This window comes from Klebsiella sp. JB_Kp004 (genome assembly GCF_040065795.1).
Taxonomy (GTDB): Bacteria; Pseudomonadota; Gammaproteobacteria; order Enterobacterales; family Enterobacteriaceae; genus Klebsiella; species Klebsiella quasipneumoniae.
The window spans coordinates 238600-255667 of the sequence record NZ_JBEAKW010000006.1 but is presented as its reverse complement, the minus strand read 5'-3'; the positions used below and the strand labels follow the sequence as shown (position 1 = coordinate 255667).

At 54.9% G+C, this 17068-nt stretch carries 15 protein-coding genes; 3 read left to right on the top strand and 12 right to left on the bottom strand.

All coding sequences use genetic code 11. From position 1 onward, the window contains the following. Window positions 1-38 precede the first annotated feature (38 nt). Together ABLX76_RS08870 and ABLX76_RS08865 are read left to right on the top strand one after the other, a co-directional pair. Window positions 39-296 carry a YjhX family toxin gene (locus tag ABLX76_RS08870; RefSeq protein ID WP_032453046.1) on the top strand — a complete coding sequence of 86 codons (258 nt, stop codon included), beginning with the start codon at window positions 39-41 and terminating at the stop codon, window positions 294-296. A 57-nt stretch (window positions 297-353) separates the two neighbouring features. Continuing rightward, window positions 354-1103: a class I SAM-dependent methyltransferase gene (locus tag ABLX76_RS08865; protein ID WP_050533125.1), complete on the top strand. Its 750-nt coding sequence runs from the start codon at window positions 354-356 to the stop codon at window positions 1101-1103. 40 nt (window positions 1104-1143) lie between these two features. Here ABLX76_RS08865 and ABLX76_RS08860 read toward each other — a convergent pair whose 3' ends face one another. From ABLX76_RS08860 to ABLX76_RS08805, 12 genes are all read right to left on the bottom strand, one after another. After that, the gene (locus ABLX76_RS08860) at window positions 1144-1782 is read right to left on the bottom strand and encodes a glutathione S-transferase family protein (RefSeq protein WP_348874434.1); all 639 of its coding nucleotides are present in this window, start codon (window positions 1780-1782) and stop codon (window positions 1144-1146) included. A gap of 217 nt (window positions 1783-1999) precedes the next feature. Next, a complete protein-coding gene (locus tag ABLX76_RS08855; RefSeq protein WP_023288522.1) occupies window positions 2000-3262 on the bottom strand; it encodes a PTS transporter subunit IIC in 1263 nt (420 codons plus the stop codon). Between the two features lie 88 nt (window positions 3263-3350). Then, the gene (locus tag ABLX76_RS08850) at window positions 3351-4346 is read right to left on the bottom strand and encodes a 2-hydroxyacid dehydrogenase (protein WP_348874433.1); all 996 of its coding nucleotides are present in this window, start codon (window positions 4344-4346) and stop codon (window positions 3351-3353) included. 16 nt (window positions 4347-4362) lie between these two features. Next, the gene (locus ABLX76_RS08845) at window positions 4363-5124 is read right to left on the bottom strand and encodes an SDR family oxidoreductase (protein WP_023288524.1); all 762 of its coding nucleotides are present in this window, start codon (window positions 5122-5124) and stop codon (window positions 4363-4365) included. An 11-nt stretch (window positions 5125-5135) separates the two neighbouring features. After that, window positions 5136-6674: an FGGY-family carbohydrate kinase gene (locus ABLX76_RS08840; protein ID WP_048296783.1), complete on the bottom strand. Its 1539-nt coding sequence runs from the start codon at window positions 6672-6674 to the stop codon at window positions 5136-5138. 20 nt (window positions 6675-6694) lie between these two features. Then, window positions 6695-7246, bottom strand: a complete 552-nt coding sequence (locus ABLX76_RS08835; RefSeq protein ID WP_017901014.1) for a glycerol-3-phosphate responsive antiterminator — start codon at window positions 7244-7246, stop codon at window positions 6695-6697. Window positions 7247-7260: 14 nt separating this feature from the next. Beyond that, on the bottom strand, window positions 7261-8052 hold the full coding sequence (locus ABLX76_RS08830; protein WP_002889868.1) for a phospho-2-dehydro-3-deoxyheptonate aldolase: 792 nt from the start codon (window positions 8050-8052) through the stop codon (window positions 7261-7263). Window positions 8053-8564: 512 nt separating this feature from the next. Continuing rightward, window positions 8565-8816, bottom strand: coding sequence for a zinc ribbon domain-containing protein (locus tag ABLX76_RS08825; RefSeq protein ID WP_023288528.1), 252 nt, complete (start codon window positions 8814-8816; stop codon window positions 8565-8567). Window positions 8817-8993: 177 nt separating this feature from the next. Then, window positions 8994-10391, bottom strand: coding sequence for a dihydrolipoyl dehydrogenase (gene lpdA / locus ABLX76_RS08820; RefSeq protein ID WP_348874432.1), 1398 nt, complete (start codon window positions 10389-10391; stop codon window positions 8994-8996). After that, entirely contained in the window at window positions 10381-11916 is a 1536-nt protein-coding gene (locus ABLX76_RS08815; RefSeq protein ID WP_348874431.1) for a 2-oxo acid dehydrogenase subunit E2, read from the bottom strand. Before ABLX76_RS08815 ends, lpdA begins: the two co-directional genes overlap by 11 nt. A gap of 3 nt (window positions 11917-11919) precedes the next feature. Beyond that, window positions 11920-12939 (bottom strand): alpha-ketoacid dehydrogenase subunit beta, encoded by a 1020-nt coding sequence (locus tag ABLX76_RS08810; protein WP_044521157.1) that lies wholly within the window; start codon window positions 12937-12939, stop codon window positions 11920-11922. Between the two features lie 11 nt (window positions 12940-12950). Then, window positions 12951-13910, bottom strand: a complete 960-nt coding sequence (locus tag ABLX76_RS08805; protein WP_002889884.1) for a thiamine pyrophosphate-dependent dehydrogenase E1 component subunit alpha — start codon at window positions 13908-13910, stop codon at window positions 12951-12953. A 254-nt stretch (window positions 13911-14164) separates the two neighbouring features. Between ABLX76_RS08805 and ABLX76_RS08800 the strand changes: the two genes are divergently transcribed. Beyond that, window positions 14165-16930, top strand: coding sequence for a LuxR C-terminal-related transcriptional regulator (locus ABLX76_RS08800; protein ID WP_348874430.1), 2766 nt, complete (start codon window positions 14165-14167; stop codon window positions 16928-16930). Window positions 16931-17068: the final 138 nt, after the last annotated feature.

The following is a 17068-nucleotide window of genomic DNA, read 5'->3' as shown; positions in this document are numbered from 1 at the left end:
AGGCATGTTTTCGCACATGATAATGAACAGGTTTCAGTATGAATTTATCCCGTCAGGAACAACGGACCTTACACGTACTCGCCAAAGGTGGCCGTATTGCGCACGTCCGCGATACCTCCGGCCGCATTACCGCCGTCGAATGCTACACCCGGGAAGGGCTGTTGCTGAGCGACTGCACCCTCGCGGTCTTCAAAAAGCTCAAAACCAAGAAGCTGATTAAGTCGGTGAATGGCCAGCCGTACCGGATCAACACCACCGGTTTGACCAACGTTCGCGCGCAGGCGGACAACCGCTGATACAGCGACCCGGGCAGGGTCGCTGCCCGGGCGTATGGCTCTCAAGGAGAAAAACCCATGATCGATATCCCTCGCATTTTTACTATCAGTGAAAGCGAACACCGTATTCATAACCCCTTTACCCCGGAAAAGTACGCCACGCTGGGGCGGGCGCTGCGAATGGCGCCGGGCGCCTCCATTCTTGACCTCGGCAGCGGCTCCGGAGAGATGCTCTGTAGCTGGGCGCGCGATCATCAGATCGTCGGCACCGGGGTGGACATGAGCCTGCTGTTCAGCCAGCAGGCGGCCGCCCGGGCAGAGGCGCTCGGGGTGAGCGACCGGGTGACCTTTGTGCACCAGGATGCCAGCGGGTATGTCGCCAGTCAGCCGTGCGATATTGCCGCCTGCGTGGGGGCAACGTGGATCGGCGGCGGCGTGGCAGGCACGATTGCGCTGCTGAAGCAGAGCCTTAACCCAGGCGGTATGCTGCTGATCGGCGAGCCATGGTGGCGCAAACGCCCCGCCACGGCGGAAGAGGCGGTTGCCTGCGGCGCGCACTCTCCCGACGACTTCCTGACGCTGCCGGCGCTGGTCGCCCACTTCGGCGAACTGGGCTATGACGTAGTGGAGATGGTGCTGGCGGACCAGGAGGGCTGGGATCGTTATGAAGCGGCGAAATGGCTGACGATGCGCCGCTGGCTGGAGGCCAATCCGCACGATGACTTCGCGCCGGAGGTTCGCCAGCAGTTGACCACCGCGCCGCTGCACCATGTCACCTGGACCCGGGAATATCTCGGCTGGGGCGTGTTTGTCCTGATGGCGCGTTAACCAGCGTGTCGGTAGCGTCGGGAGGCGCTACCGACCATCTTCAGACCTTCAGCTCGTCGTAGCTGACCATGACGTGTTGGCGAAAGGCGGGCCGTGCGGTTAGCCGTGCATAATAGGCCGCAAGATGGGGGAGGGGACGACGGGTGATATCGATTGCAAAGTAGCGGTACAGCACATGACCAAACTGGATGTCGGCCAGGGTGAGCGTATCGCCCACCAGATAGCGACTGCCGGCGAGACGTTCCTCGGCAATCGCCAGCTTTTGCTCCAGGGCCGTCACCGCCGCGGCGATGGCCTGCGGATCCCGCTCGGCGGCGGGCGTGCGCACCACGCGCCAGAACACCGGCGCCGTAAAGCCGAGGGCAATATTCTGCTTTGACCACTCGGTCCAGCGATCAACCTCAGTACGAGCCAGCAGGTCGCCCGGCCAGAAGGCGTCGTCGGCGTAGCGACTGGCTAAATAGCGAAGGATCGCGCCGGTTTCCCACAGCGGCGGATTATCGCCATCCTGCAGCACTGGCACCGTACGATTGGGATTGAGCTGATAAAACGCCTCGCTGTCGGTACCGCCATAGCGATGGCCCACGTCGAAGCGGAGATAGTCCAGCCCAAGCTCGCCAACACACCACATCAGCGCCTGCACGTTAGAGGAAGTTTTTCGGCCCCAGATAGTCAGCATCGGGATCTCCTGTGAACAGGGAAAGAAGGAGCATAGCAGGTAGGGTTGAAAACGGGAGGGGTCACAAAAGAAATGAGCCACCTCGCCGCGCAGGGGGCGGATGCGCTGGTCAGATGTTCAAACCAGGAGCGTCGTTGAGCCAGCTATTCAGCGCACAGAATGAGAGGAAGAAACAGAGGGCAACAGTTTGCCCTCTGTTTACTTAAGTGGTCTTGTACTAAGGTGTGGCGCTAAAAAACTCGCCAAATTTGACGGCCAGCCAGCCGACAGGCGTCGTGGCGCCGCCGACGATATTGGTGATCTCTGCCATCCCTTCCGGTACCGGAATATGTGAGTTCACCGCTGCCTGAGTATATTCTTGCGAAATGTCCGTCCCGACATACAGGATGCAGGTCACGATCAGGGTTCCGGTTATGAACATGCGGAACATATTTCGTTTACAGAACGGCGTGACCATTGCCAGCAGGAACATTAACGAAGCCAGATCGACAAAGGGCAGTACGCGGTTGCCGGGCAGAATGATAGACAGCACCACAGCCATAGGGATTAACAGCAGACCGGTCGCCAGTACCGAAGGTTCACCGATCAATAACGCCGTATCCATCCCGATGTAAAAATCGCGCCCCGGAAATTTAGCCTTCAGTTTTGCTTCAGCGGCATCACGAACAATCAACAATCCCTGCACCAGAATTTCAATCATTTTCGGCAGCAGCAGCATGGCGGCTGAAACCTTAATGGCCAGTGAAACGGCAGCGGAAATGTCATATCCAGCCAGGAAGGCCAACAGCAGTCCCAGCACAAACCCCAGGGTAAGAGGCTCGCCAAAAACGCCGAATTTTTTATTAATACTTTCCGGATCGAAATTGATTTTATTGATGAGCGGGATCTTATCAATGATGTAATTACAGGCAATGCCAAACGGCACGTAAGCTATACAGGTAAGATGTGGGAATGATATCCCTTTAAGATTATAGTTTTTTTGTAAATACGGCGCCGTTAAATCTGCGGCCAATAGCGTCAACACAAAAATAGCGAAAGTAATACCGACAGAAAGCCAGTAATTTCCCGTTCCGGCATAGACCACAGACCCCATGATCAGGAAAATCCAGTAATTAAAAATATCGATATTCACCGTTTTGGTTAATTTCAACAGAAGCATGGCCAGGTTGATGACGATAAAGCCCACCACGACGGGCAGCATCAGCGGCGAACCCCAGCCAATAGTCGATGCGGTAGGCCAACCGGTATCAACGACCGTTAACTGCAGGCCGATACGCTCAACCATCGCCTGCGATGCCGGGCCCAGGTTTGTCAGCAGCAGGCCAATCACCAGCCCCACCCCTTCAAAACCAATGCCGACCAGCATCCCTGCTTTAAATGCCGTACCGATTTTAACGCCAAAGCAAAGCGCGATAATAAAGAATATTACTGGCATCATTACTGATGCCCCCAGACTAATAATGCTGTTGATAATATCCATAATGATTCCTTAAAAGGCGGGCGAATTGGGCACGAGTTAACCCGTGCCCATTGGGCCCTGTTAATACCTTTAATGGTTCTTTTAGTATTTAACTGAGTTTCTTTAAAAGGATCTCAGCGAAGCGTTTGGGCGAATTACTGAATGCGTCAATGGTACTCCCGGCAATATGCGGCGTAATGGTCACGTTATTCAGGGTATAGAATGCACTGTCGTCAGGAAGCGGTTCGTCATCAAAGGTATCAAGCGCGGCGCCCATAATTTGCCCGGATCTGAGCGCATCAATCATCTCTTTTTCATTGATTAACCCGGAGCGTGCCGTGTTAACAATGATGGCACTGCGCTTCATCAGCGCGAAATGGTGTGCGTTAATCAGATTTTCGGTTTCCGGCGTCAGGCGAGCATGTAACGAGATAACGTCGGCGCGTTGTACCAGTTCGTCCAGTGAATCGACTTTCTCATAACATTCATGGCCTGCAACGTACTTATCGTAAAAGATAATCTCCGTGCCAAAGCCGCTGAGAAATCCCGCGACCAGTTGGGCAATATGGCCGAGGCCAACCAGCCCCACGACTTTTCCGCCAAGCTCCGGGATCGCCTGATGGTTCGGGCTGTCTTTACGCCAGTATTTGTCACGCAGGGCATCGTGTGACCGGGCGATATTGCGCATTTCCGCCAGGATCATGCCGACCGTGAATTCAGCGACGCTGCGAGCGTTACGCCCCGGGGTGTTCATCACCTCAACGCCCCGGGCGTTCGCCACCTCAAGATTCACGTTTTCCACGCCACCGCGGAGTACGCCTACATATTTCAGCGTGGGTATTTTATCGAACACCGCAGTATTGACGGGGGCAAACTGAGTGATCAGGATGTCAATATCACCCGCTCCCTGAAGCAGATCTTCCGGTAAGGCCACGGCTTCCGCGCCTTCCTGTTCAACCCGCAGATTATCTTCCTGAAGTTTCTCAATGGAGTCATGTGACCACTCGCGTACTTCGACTTCAATCCCGTTATCCCTGAGCGCTTTCAGTCCTGATTCCATCATTGCTGCATTGATAAACAGATCGGCAATTGCCAGACATTTCATAATGATTCTCCCTCGATTAACGCATCAACATACCGCCGGTAACGTCCAGAGTTGCTCCCGTCATATAGCTGGTCTTAGGAGAAACCATGAAGACACCGATGTCGGCAATTTCCTGAGGCTGAGCCACGCGGCCCACCGGAATACGACTGACGTAATAGTCAGGGTTTTGCTCAATGTTCTTACGGATCATCGCAGTATCCATGATCCCGACGGCGATATTGTTCACATTGATTTTTTGTTTGGCGACTTCCCGCGCCAGAGAAATAGCAAAGGCGACCAGACCGGCCTTACTTGCCGCGTAGTGCGCATGTCCCGTCGTGGAGCCGTGGAACGCGGCCTGCGAGGTAATATTCAGAATGCTGCCCATCCGGTCATGCTGTAGGCAGTGATTTACAAATAGCTGGCTGAGATGGAAGATGGCTTTCAGATTGACATTCATCACCAGATCCCAGTCCTGCGGGCTGATCTCGGTGACGTAGCCGCTCAGCCAGATCCCGGCGTTATTCACCAGAATGTCGGCTTTGCCCAGTCTGTCGATACAGGTGGCAAACAGATTTTCCCGGCTCTGTTCGTCAGAGAGATCGGTTTTAACCGCGATGATCTCTACGTTCGCGCTGGCCTTCACCGTTTCGATCAGCCGTTCGGGATGCTCTTCTTCCCGCATATAGGTAAAGCAGATATTGACGCCTTCTTTGGCGAGAGAAAGAACAAACTCTTTCCCCAGGCCGGTTGCGCCGCCTGTCACGATGGCCGTACGATTCGTTAAATTCAGATCCATTTTTTCCTCACTTAGTGCGCAATGTAGTTGCTGCAGCTTTTCCACGGCGACTGCATTTCTGATAACAGGTTTTTATAAAGCTGGTATTTGGTCTGGTAGACCCGGTGATTTTCCGGATTAGGGGAGACGGTGCGTGAGACATGGACCATTTCGTTTGAGGCAGCAAATACCTCTGCAAACCAGCCCACCATGACGGCTGCGGTCATCGCGGTACCCAGGGTCCCGTGCTCTTTGACGTCAACGATTTCCAGCGTGGCCTGGAAGATATCGGCGAATATCTGTAGCCAGACCGGGGAGTTCGTGACACCGCCGGCAATACGAATTGTGCGGCTTAACTTCGGGTTAATATTGCGTAAGCGCTCGGTGTGGTAGAGATGGCTAAAGGCCACGCCCTCATAAATCGCCCGCAGAAAATGGGCTTTTTTATGAAAGCTGTTTACACCGATAAAGCCGGCCGAGGCGTCGGGAATGGTGTTAGAGCCAAACACGAACGGAAAGAACAGCAGGTGGCTTTCATCCGGCGTCGTTGACGAAACCAGCTTATTGCACAGGTCATAGACCGACGATCCTTGCTCGGCGGAGGTTTTCCGATCGCTCTCCATAAAGTTGTTAATAAACCACTCCAGGTTGCTCGCGGAGGTGGGGCTGGCCTCGGTGATGAGCCATTTACCCTCAATGGGATAAATGGAGGTCATAAACAGATCTTTATCAATAACCGGGTGGTCGGTAACGTATTCGTTTATGCTCCAGGTGCCGGTGACGATCGCCATCTTATCGAGACTGTTGATCCCCGAGGCAATGGAAGAGGCCGAGATATCAAACACCCCGCCAGAAACCGGCGTACCTGCGCATAAACCGGTCAGACGGGCGACATCGTCAGTGATTTTTCCGCAGCATTCCGTTGAGCGTTTGATGGGGGGCAATTTATCCCGCAGTTCATCAAGTCCCCACCATGCCAGCAGTTCATCGTCATACTTGCAGTCACGTACGTTGATCAGGTTGGTGCCTGAGATATCGGTCAGCTCAAGAAAAGCCTCTCCGGTCAGGTAAAAACGGATCAGGTCCTTGACCATAAAAATATAACGCGCTTTTTGCAGCGTCTCGGGCTCGAAGTCCTTCAGCCATGCCAGCAAGGCGACAGGTTGTCCGGCCCAGATGGACTGCATTGTTTTTGGCAAAATGTCGGTAAGGAATTCTGGCGAGCGTTGCCATCTCTCAACGTACTCTTTTGCCCGGCTGTCGGTGGATATAATGCCGTTACGCACCGGATGACCTTCTTCGTCAACCAGATACAGACCGTTACCATGACCGGTGACGGCCACTCCTTTTATCTGGCTGGCATCAATACCTGATTGCTCAATCGCTTTTTTAATCACTTCGACATTCGCGGCCCACAGCTCATCGATACTGCGCTCTGTGTGGAATTCCCGGGGTGTCAGCATCTGCGTGGATTTTGAGGCGATCGCGAGCACCTGTCCTTTACGGTCATAGATGGCTGCCTTGGTGACGGTTCCACCATTGTCGATGCCCATGACGTATTCATCTTTCATTCGCGTGGACTCCTTATTGGTTACCATAAGCCGGGCTCGCTGGTGGTTATCCCTTTAAATCCGGCATGGAATATTTTATCTACAAGGTATTTGCGCTTAACAAAGCCTCCGGCGATGAATACCACATCAAAGCCTTTCAAATTTCGGCTAATCAACTCCAGACACTGGCAGGCATATTCAGCAGGTAAGATTTCAATTGCGTCCGGTGGACTGTGTTTAACAATATCGAGCGACTGATCAAGCGATCGCGAATCGATAAGTAAAACCCGATATACGGTCAGCAATCCCTCTTTTTTGGCGTAGCGTAGCGCGGAGAGATTGGAAGAAATAACACCATCAACCTTGTAATAATTTTTCAGTAGATTGATCCCCGCCTGATCCGGTTTGAAACCACCCAGTAATTCAAGGTGAACGAGGACTTTCTTACCGCTTTGATGGCATTTGCCAATTAGCGACTGCAGATTGCCGATATTCGCTTCGGATAGCAGCACATATTCTGACTGGCAGGATAATGCTTTCTCAAAGTATTTATACTTCCTGATGGAAGGGATGATGGTGTTATTTAAAATCATATTAATTTCCGATGTTATTTAGCCATGTAGAGGCTGTATGCATCTTCCGCTGTTGCGTTTTCATGGATGATGGCATTCAGACCTGCTACCACTTTCGCCGGCTGCGGATCCTGGGTAATGTTTCGTCCCACAGCCACGCCTTTCGCACCCATCTGCATACAGTGCTGAACAAATTTGAAGTAACCATCGATGCCGGTTTTTGGCCCCCCTAAGGCAAGCACCGGCACGCCAGCAGCTTCAACGATCAGTCGGTCCTCTGGTGAACCGGTAAAACGCGTTTTGATGACGTCCGCGCCCAGCTCCACCGCTGCGCGGGCCGATGCAGCGATGATCGCCGGATTGTTAGAGTCATCGCTGGTGACGGGATAACCATACGGGAGCGATTCGACAATCAGCGGTACGTTCCAGCGATCCGCTGCCTGCGCGAGCTGCATCGCCATAATGTGGGTTTTTTCTTCATTGAAGGCGCCGGGGAAGGTCATGCAGACCACTCCCTCGGCAGCGACTTTAAGCGCATCTTCGACGGAAAAAACGGGGGTAGTATCGGGAACGGTATTGTCAAAGATACTGACCGTGCTGTCGACGCGTAACACAACGGGAACGCTGTTCAGCGCTTCACGATAATTCTTCAACATGCCGTACGTGACGAGCGCGCAATCCAGGCCGTGTTCCACCAGAGCAGGGAGCTGATTTATCGTATTATCAATACCATTTGTTTTCGTGGAAAAATAGTAGCCATCCAGCGCTAAGGTCACGGATTTACCATCTTTTGCGAATATTCTTGAGAGACGACGTTCTTTAGACATTTATTTACTCCTGAGATAAAAAACAAAAAAAAGCCCTCAGAGACTCGCGTCTCTGAGGGCTTTCTGTTCACATACCCTTTTGATAATGGTTCGGGAATCCAAAGCATTATCAATGCAATTTTTTAGCAAAGTGAGAAAGGTTTAACTTTTGTTTAAATTAAATCTGTTCTCTTGCGTGATTAAATAACTAACACACGCGATAACTTACTGTCCAGTTGGTGTCGTTGAAATGAGAGATTCATCACATCAATATGTTGTATAACGTGAAAAGTGCCGGGTTAAATACAGAAACCGAACCCTTAAAAAACCAGGCAATAACGCATCCGGACAAGGGGGAGAACGCCAGGCGTTTATTTCATCCGCATGAAGAACCCATGCATGCTCCTGCCTGCAGGTCGTCATCCACAAACGCGCATTTATTCCCGTCCGGATGGCGTACAAAAACGTTATAGCATCGTTGTCGGCATGGCGGTCTGTCCCCCGGAATGATTTCTTCCCGCCGCCCGGGCAAATTACTCGTCCGCTTTGTGCGCCCAGGCAGGCATCGCCGTCAGGTAACGTTTTGCCCGTTTCCGTGATTCCGCTACGCCCACCTTTTGCCAGGAGTCGAGAAAAGCCGCCAGACCGGATACGGCCTCTTCCCAGGATTTCAGATTACCGTCGCTGTCGCTGCAATACGCGCAATATTTATCGCTGGCCCCTTGCGCATCGGGTGCGGACATCGGCATTCCGCAGGCCTGGCAAAACCGTTCGTGCTGTGTCATAGAGCGCTCCTCCTGTCGTTGAGTTGTCTACTAAACATACAGAATTTACGCCTGGCGTTTAGCGTTTCAGATCAATAGATCCTGCCGTAACCGTTCTGGTGGAGCTTCTGCCGGGGCGTGCGGGAGGGATAACGGGCAACGTACTCCGTATCGCGCAGCTATCGCCTCCCTTATTTCTTATTGATGCAATGGTTGATCGCAGGCCGCGAGGATGGATTCATGCATCGCTTCGGAAAGTGTTGGATGCGCGAAGATCATCGACAGGAGACTTTCATCTGTGGCCTCCAGGTGACGGGCGATGCCAAACCCCTGGATCAGTTCCGTGACCTGTGCGCCAACCATATGCGCGCCCAGCAACTCGCCGGTTTCAGCATCGAAAATCGTCTTCACAAAACCCTCTGTCTCGCCGCTGGCCAGCGCCTTACCATTATTCTGCCAGGAGAACTTACCGATCCTGACGGGCCGTCCCCTGGCCAGGGCCGTCGATTCCGTCAGGCCCAGACTGGCAACCTGGGGCCGGGCATACGTGCAACCGGGCACATAGTCGCGATCAAGCGGGCGGGCGCCTTCGACACCAGCCAGTGTCTCAACGCAGATCACGCCTTCGTGGCTGGCCTTGTGCGCCAGGCACGGCGGGCCGGCTACATCGCCGATGGCATACAGCCCGAATACGTTAGTGCGACAAGCGGTGTCTGTCTTGATAAAACCGCGGTCTAACTCGACGCCCAGCGTTTCCAGCCCCAGATCTTCAATATTCGGCTGTACGCCAACCGCCAGCAGCACGCGTTCGACGTCCTGAGAATATTCGGCGCCGGTGTTTTTCATGGTGCAGCGCACCCCGCTCCCGGTGAGCTGTACTTGCGTCACCAGGGTCTGGGTATGGACCTGAATACCGCGTTTTTCGATCGACTTACGCACTGCTGCAGACACCTCGGCATCTTCCACTGGCAAAATCTGCGACGCCAGCTCGACCAGCGTCACTTTACAGCCCAGATCGTTATAAAGGCTGGCGAACTCGACGCCAATCGCCCCTGAACCGATGATTAATAGCGACCTGGGCAATAGCTTAGGCCGCAGCGCCTCGAAATAGGTCCAGATATATTCGCCATCTGGCGCGATGCCTGGTAATGCGCGTGGTCGGGCGCCCGTGGCCAGGATCACGTGATCGGCCCGGTAATCGCGCATCTCTCCTCGGGCATCCTCGACCGTTATTTGTCCCTTGCCGCGCAACCGCGCGGTGCCATCAATGACCTGCACGCCATTTTTCTTCAACAGGTACGCCACCCCGCCGGTGAGCTGTTGCGATACGTTACGGCTAAACTGCACCAGTTTTTGCAGATCGACGTTCACCTCGCCCACGCTGATGCCCAGCTGACTGGCATGGGTGATAGTGTGCGCAACCTCAGCGCCATGCAGCAGCGCCTTGGTTGGAATGCATCCCCAGTTCAGGCAGATGCCGCCCAGATGCTGTTTTTCCACTAATGCGGTACGAAGCCCTAGCTGACCGGCACGGATGGCGGCCACATATCCCCCAGGACCACCGCCGATGATCAGCACATCGTATTTATCGTGCATAGCTCGTCTCCTGGATAAACATCAAGGTTGGGGTTTCCGTCAGTCGCCTGAGTTCCCGGAGAAAAGCCGCACCTGCCGCGCCATCGATAACCCGGTGATCGCAGGATAGCGATACCGTCATTTGCTGGCGCGCGACGATTTGCCCGTCGCGTACTACCGCCCGCATTTCGCCGGCGCCAATGGCGAGGATTGCGCTTTGCGGTGGATTGATGATGGCGTCAAACTGCCGGACGCCGAGCATCCCCAGATTTGACACGCTAAAGGTCCCCCCCTGGAACTCTTCCGGCTTCAGCGTGCCCGCTTTGGCCCTGGTCACCAGCGAGTGAATTTCGTTCGATATGTCGCTAATCGATTTCCGGTTCGCTGAGCGAACAATAGGGGTAATTAGCCCGGCAGGCAGCGCAACGGCCACTGAAATGTCGGCATCCGCAAAGCGGCGGATACTTTGTGTCGCTTCATCAAACTGAATGTTCACGTCAGGCACGGCCACCAGCGCCAGGGCGCAGGCCTTCACCAGCAGGTCATTAACCGAAATCTTGACGCCGGGTACTTCGCGGTTAATTTCCTGACGTAGCGCTAACAGTCGTTCCAGATCGAGATCGACGCTCAAACGGAAATGGGGAGACTGTTGCTTGGACGTTTGCAGGCGAGAGGCGATAGCCCGCCGCATACCGGACATGGGGATGCTCTCAAAGGGTTCCGGGCTACTCTCCTGTACCGGGCTGGTCTGCGGGTGCTCGTCGAGTAACAACGCCGCGGCCAGCACATCATCGCGACTCACCCGGCCGCGTGAACCGCTGCTTCGGCAGTCATGCAAGTTGATACCCAGTTTGCCGGCCAGACGGCGCGCCAGCGGGGTGGCCGATACCTGGCTGTCATCGGCATGCGAGCGGGGCGCTTTGCTGCGACGAACGGGGGGCGTCGGAGAGGCCAGGCGACCGCCGGCGGCAAGGATCGCGCTTTCCAGATCAGAAACAGAGATACGAGCCCCGCGCCCGCTGCCGCGGACTTTTTTCAGGTCGACACCCCAGCGGGCAGAGAGTCGTAAAGCATGGGGCGTGGCATTAACCTGAGTCACATCGGTCACGCCTTGCAGACTGACGGGGATGTCGGTTTGCCCAACGGGGGGCTCGGGGCTGTTGGATGGCGGCGAAACAACGGAAGGTGGCTTAGCGCCTGCCTGTGCCGCTACGTCCGGCGCGGCAGCCACCGTGCCAGGGGCAGCGGGTTTCGCCGTAGCCAGAGTGGCAGCGAATTCGTCCAGGTCAGCATCGCTGACCGAAGCGTCAGCCGCCAGGGCCAGCACGGCGCCTACCTGAAGCGTCTCACCCTCTCGGGCGAGTATCCGACGTAACGTACCGGCAAAGGGGGCCTCCAGCACATTGACGATTTTACTGGTTTCAATCTCACAGATTTCCTGCCCTGGGGTGAAGCTGTCACCCTCCTGGATTGCCCACCGAGCGAGCAAGCCTTCCTCCATGGAAAGCCCCCACTTTGGCATTTCAAGCGTCTTGATTTCGCTCATAGGTTAATCCTCCAGCACTTGACGGACGGCGGCTTCGATACGTTCTACGCCAGGGATCCAGAGTTTTTCGAGAGCAGGGGAGAACGGGACCGGCGTGTGTGGCGGCGTCACCAGCAGAACGGGCGCTTTGAGGAAATGGAATGCCTGGGACGCGATCAGCGCCGCGACATCATGCGCAAAACCGAAACGTGCCGCGGATTCGTCGACAATCACTACCCGCCCCGTGGACGCCACCGATTCCAGAATCCCTTCCTCATCCAGCGGCGAAATGGTCCGCGGGTCGACCACCTCGACCGAGATCCCCTCTCTGGCCAGTTTGTCCGCCACCTGATTGGCTTTATGCACCATTGCCGACAACGCAATGATGGTGACGTCTTCTCCTTCGCGGGTATAGTTGGCTACACCTAGCGGGATGGTATAGCTCTCGTCCGGTACCTCGCCCTTGAGGTCGTACAGCATTTTATGCTCGCAGAAAACCACCGGGTCGTCGTCGCGAATTGACTGGATTAACAGACCTTTGACGTCATAAGGCGTCGAGGGCACCACCACCTTCAGCCCTGGCGTGGTGGCAAAGATATTATAGGGTGACTGTGAATGCTGGGCCGCGGCGGAAAACCCCGCGCCGATCATCCCTCGCATCACCAGCGGGGCTCTGGCTTTGCCACCAAACATGTAGCGGAACTTAGCCGCCTGGTTGTACAGCGCATCGTGACTCACGCCAAAAAAATCCATGAACATCAATTCCGCGACCGGCCGCAGACCCGTCGCTGCGGCGCCCGCCGCCATACCGATGATGGCCGACTCGGTAATGGGCGTGTCGATCACCCGATCGGAGCCGAACTGCGTCCACAGCCCTTTAGTGACGCCGAGCACACCGCCAAAGGCTTCTATCTTCGCCTCTTCGGGCGCATTTCCGCCATGACCGCCACGCAAATCTTCACCGATGAGCACCACGCGTTCATCGCGTTCCATTTCCTGAGCCAGGGCTTCCTTGACCGCTTCACGATAGGTTTTAATCGCCATAGTTATCACCCTCAGTATGAGACATAAACGTCTGTCAGCAGGTCTTCCGGAGCCGGATAGGCAGCGGCGCGGGCCTTCAATACCGCATCGTTGACAAGGGCTTCTACTTCCTCGTCAATCGCCGCCAGTTCTTCCTGGGTGATATGCTGTTTGACCTTAGCGGTGAAAATCTTCAGCGGATCATGTTGTTCACGCAGGCGTTGCACTTCACCTTCCGCGCGGTATAGCGCGGGATCCCCCTCAAAATGACCGTGCCAGCGGAAGGCTTTGGCCTCAATGACGCTTGGGCCACCGCCTTCTCGCGCACGTTTGACCGCCTCTGAAGTGGCCTCATAAACGGCAAAGAAATCGGTGCCATCAACGGTCACTGCCGGCAGGCCGAAGCCAGCGGCGCGTCGGGCGATATCACGCCCACCCACGGCGTAGTCATGACCGGTCCCTTCGCCGTAACCGTTGTTCTCGAAAATAAAGACCGCTGGAAGCTGGAGCACGACGGCCATATTGATGGCTTCAAAGACCAGGCCCTGATTAGAACCCCCATCGCCCGTAAAAGAGACACCGACGTTGCCGGTTTTTAGCGTCTTTGCCGTTAGCGCGGCGCCGATGGCCAGGGGAGGGGCTCCCCCAACGATAGCGTTCGCTCCCAGCATTCCTTTCGACAGATCGGCAATATGCATCGACCCACCCTTACCGCGACATAACCCGCTGTCCTTGCCGAATATTTCGGCCATCATGCCGTGAATGTCGCACCCTTTAGCAATACAGTGGCCATGTCCACGGTGTGTTGAACCAATAAAATCTGCGCTCGTTAAATTTTCGCAGACCCCCACCGCGATGGCCTCCTCACCGGTGTAAAGGTGAATGAAGCCGGGAATATCACCGCTGGTATTTTCCTGATGCAACCGCTCTTCAAAGGTCCTGATCTCCCGCATCTTGCGGTAAGCCTGCAATAACGCCTGTTTGCTGAGCATGATTTAATTCTCCTCAATAAAGGTCACCCAGGCGGGGCCAACAGACAGGGCGGATAACCCTGGCCACACCCATGCAATGAATCTACGAGCGGTTAAAGGGAGTGCGAAGCCACCTTCATGGGGGGGTAGGTGGGGGTTTTCATGCTTGAGGTCAAACTTTCTAAATTTTGTGTAGCTATAAAGTTTGGCGGCCCCATGTCATCCCGGGGGCTGGCGTACAATTGAAAAAAAACAAAGCGAGTAGATAACCACGGATGAAGCCATCGGATTTAGAAAGTCGCCAATCACCATCACTGGTCTCCGGGCCATTGCGGCTGACGCGAGGCTTGCCGCTAATCCTGACCAAATTCGTCCCGCCTCGCTCCTCGATACAATTGCTGGAGCGCCCCCGGCTTCTTCAGCTTCTCAATCCCGTTCAGCAGTGCCGGCTGGGCGTCGTTTGCGCCGGCGCTGGATTTGGCAAAACCACGCTGTTGGCGCAATGGCATCAGCAGATGGTCGCCCAGGGGGAACGTATCGCCTGGCTGAGCCTCGATGAGGATGATGATGACGTATGGCAGTTTATTCCTTACCTGCTGCAAGCATTGCGTCCACTCTATGCTGACTGGGACGCCGATTTCTGGCGTGATATGGAAGAACAAAAGCTCTCCAGCTCCGAGCAGCTGCTGGCCGGGCTCATTAATCAGCTACATTACTGCCCGCATGACATATACCTGATTATCGACGACTTCCACGTGATTAACGATCGTGGGGTCTATGAAGCGCTGGGGTATTTACTCAAGCATGCGCCTGCCGCCTTGCATCTGATCATTGGCAGCCGTTTCCACCCCAATCTTGCGCTGAGCCAGCTGCAGGCCCAGGACCAACTGGTGGAGATCTATGATCGAGACCTGCAATTCACGCTCGAAGAAACAAAACACTATTTTAGCCGCACGGTTGCGCTACCCCTCAGCAACCACCATGCACAGCGGCTGCAGTCCGTGACTGAGGGCTGGATCGCAGGGATGAAGATCGCTTCTTTGTCCGCAGAATTACAGCATGATCCCGAGCATCTGTTGCGCAATATGCATGGAGGAACACGGTCCATTGCCCGCTATCTTAAAGAGGTGGTCCTGGACCCGCTGCCGGAAGAGGTGCTTGATTTCCTGGTGAAAACGTCCTTCCTCAGTCGGTTAAATGCCGAACTATGCAATGTAGTGACAGGACGAGATGACAGTCAAGCAATGCTGGCATGGATTGAGCGACACAACCTTTTTTTGTCAGCCCTTGACGAACAAGGCTACTGGTTCCGCTACCATCCTCTGTTGCAGGAAAATCTTCGGACCATGCTGCAGCAGAACAACGATATTGATCGCAAACAGCTACATGAATTAGCCAGTCATTGGTTCGTCGAACAGAAGCTGTGGTCTGAGGCGGTACGCCATGCGCTCAGCGCAGGCAAGCCGGTGCATAGCCCCGGGCAGGACGGCGCAAGCGCTCAGTCACTGGCGGAAGAAGGGGATATCGATACCCTGATCTCATGGATGCATCATTTACCGCCCAGCACCGATCCTGCGCGCATTGACCTGCAAATTAACCTGGCCTGGGCACTGGCGCATTATTTCCACTTTGATGAGTCGAGGCAGCTGCTTGATAACCTCGATCAGATGGTGCTTCATCACCGTGATGATTTAACCCGCAGCACCTGGTGTAAATTGCGCGTTGTGCGGGCAATTTGCGAAGCCTTTGCTGAAAACATCCCGGAGAGTCTGGCTATTGTTCAGCCATTGCTGGCCGAAGTGCCCTGCGGCGACACCTGGGTTGATGGTCTGATATGCAATATTCTCAGCTATAGCCATGTTGTTAACCAGTGCTATCACGACGCGCTGGAGGTTCAACAGCATATGCCCTCTCCGGAAAGTCCTTTAGATAATCTGTTTGTCTCGGTTTATCGCGCGTTTATCATTGCCCAGTGTCATCTTTGTCAGGGTGATCTGGGAAAAGCCGGGTGGTACGCAGAGAAAACGTTGCGCCAGGCTGAATGTTATACCGGCACCCAGTCGACCAGTGGCGCGACGCTGGCGCCGCTGCTGGCGGAGATAGCATATGAATGTCAGAGGGGTGACTCGCCCGAGCATCTGTTAGCCGACCGGCTCGAATTCATCGACCGGTTCAGTCCACCCGACGCGCTGAGTCGTTGCTATACCTATCTCGCGCGTCAGGCCTTAGATAGCGATATGCCCTATGAGGCCGAGCGATTGCTGGAGCATGCGCAGCGCCTTGCGGTGTCTCGCGGCTGGCAACGGCTCCAGGCCATGTTGTTAGCCGAGCAGGTGAGGGTGCGCCTGCAGCGCGGCAATTTCACCGGCGCAGAGCAACTGCAACGGCAGCTTGAACAAATGGCCGCCAGCTTCAGAATGGATGCCGAACATCCCTGCCAACGCGCCATCGTTATGTCTGCATCCCTTAGCCGCAGCCGGCTTCTTCTCGCCAGAGGCCAGGCGCCGCAAGCCTGCATTTTACTGGCTGAGATGGTCTCCGATCAGGAAAGCCGGGGGGACAGGTTAACCGCAGCGCGTCTGCGTACGCTCTGGTCATTAGCCTTGTGGAACAGCGGCAAAACAGCCGCTGCGCGCACGACATTTCAACCAGTGCTGCAGCTGGCTGAACACCAGCATCTCAAGGGCCTCTTTCTTGACGCTGGCGATACCTTGCAACCTTTGCTTATCGGTATGAATGAATCTTCTTCGGCTTGTACAGAGGAAGGGGGAGTGCAAGGTCCCTGGGCAGGCAAGCGCGCGCCTGCAGACAGTGCACCGTTTAATAGTGGAAGCCCCGATATTCATGGGGAACTCAGCGAGCGAGAATTTCAGATATTACAGCTGATCGCTGAAGGTCAGATGAACAAAGAAATCGCCCGCTCCCTCGCTATTTCTGCCGAGACGGTCAAATGGCACATCAAAAACATCTACGCGAAGCTTAAAGTGAATAGCCGCACTCAAGCGATGAGCCGGGCGCTGGAGATGAAATTACTGGATTAACGGATTGAACAGGGGGGGCTGGATAGAAAATCTTATTAAGACGATCCACTTTCTTAACGGGGCTATGAGCCAAGGATAATCGAGGTACTTGTAAGTCCATGGGGGCAGTCCATAGCGTAATAGTCATAGCTATGATTC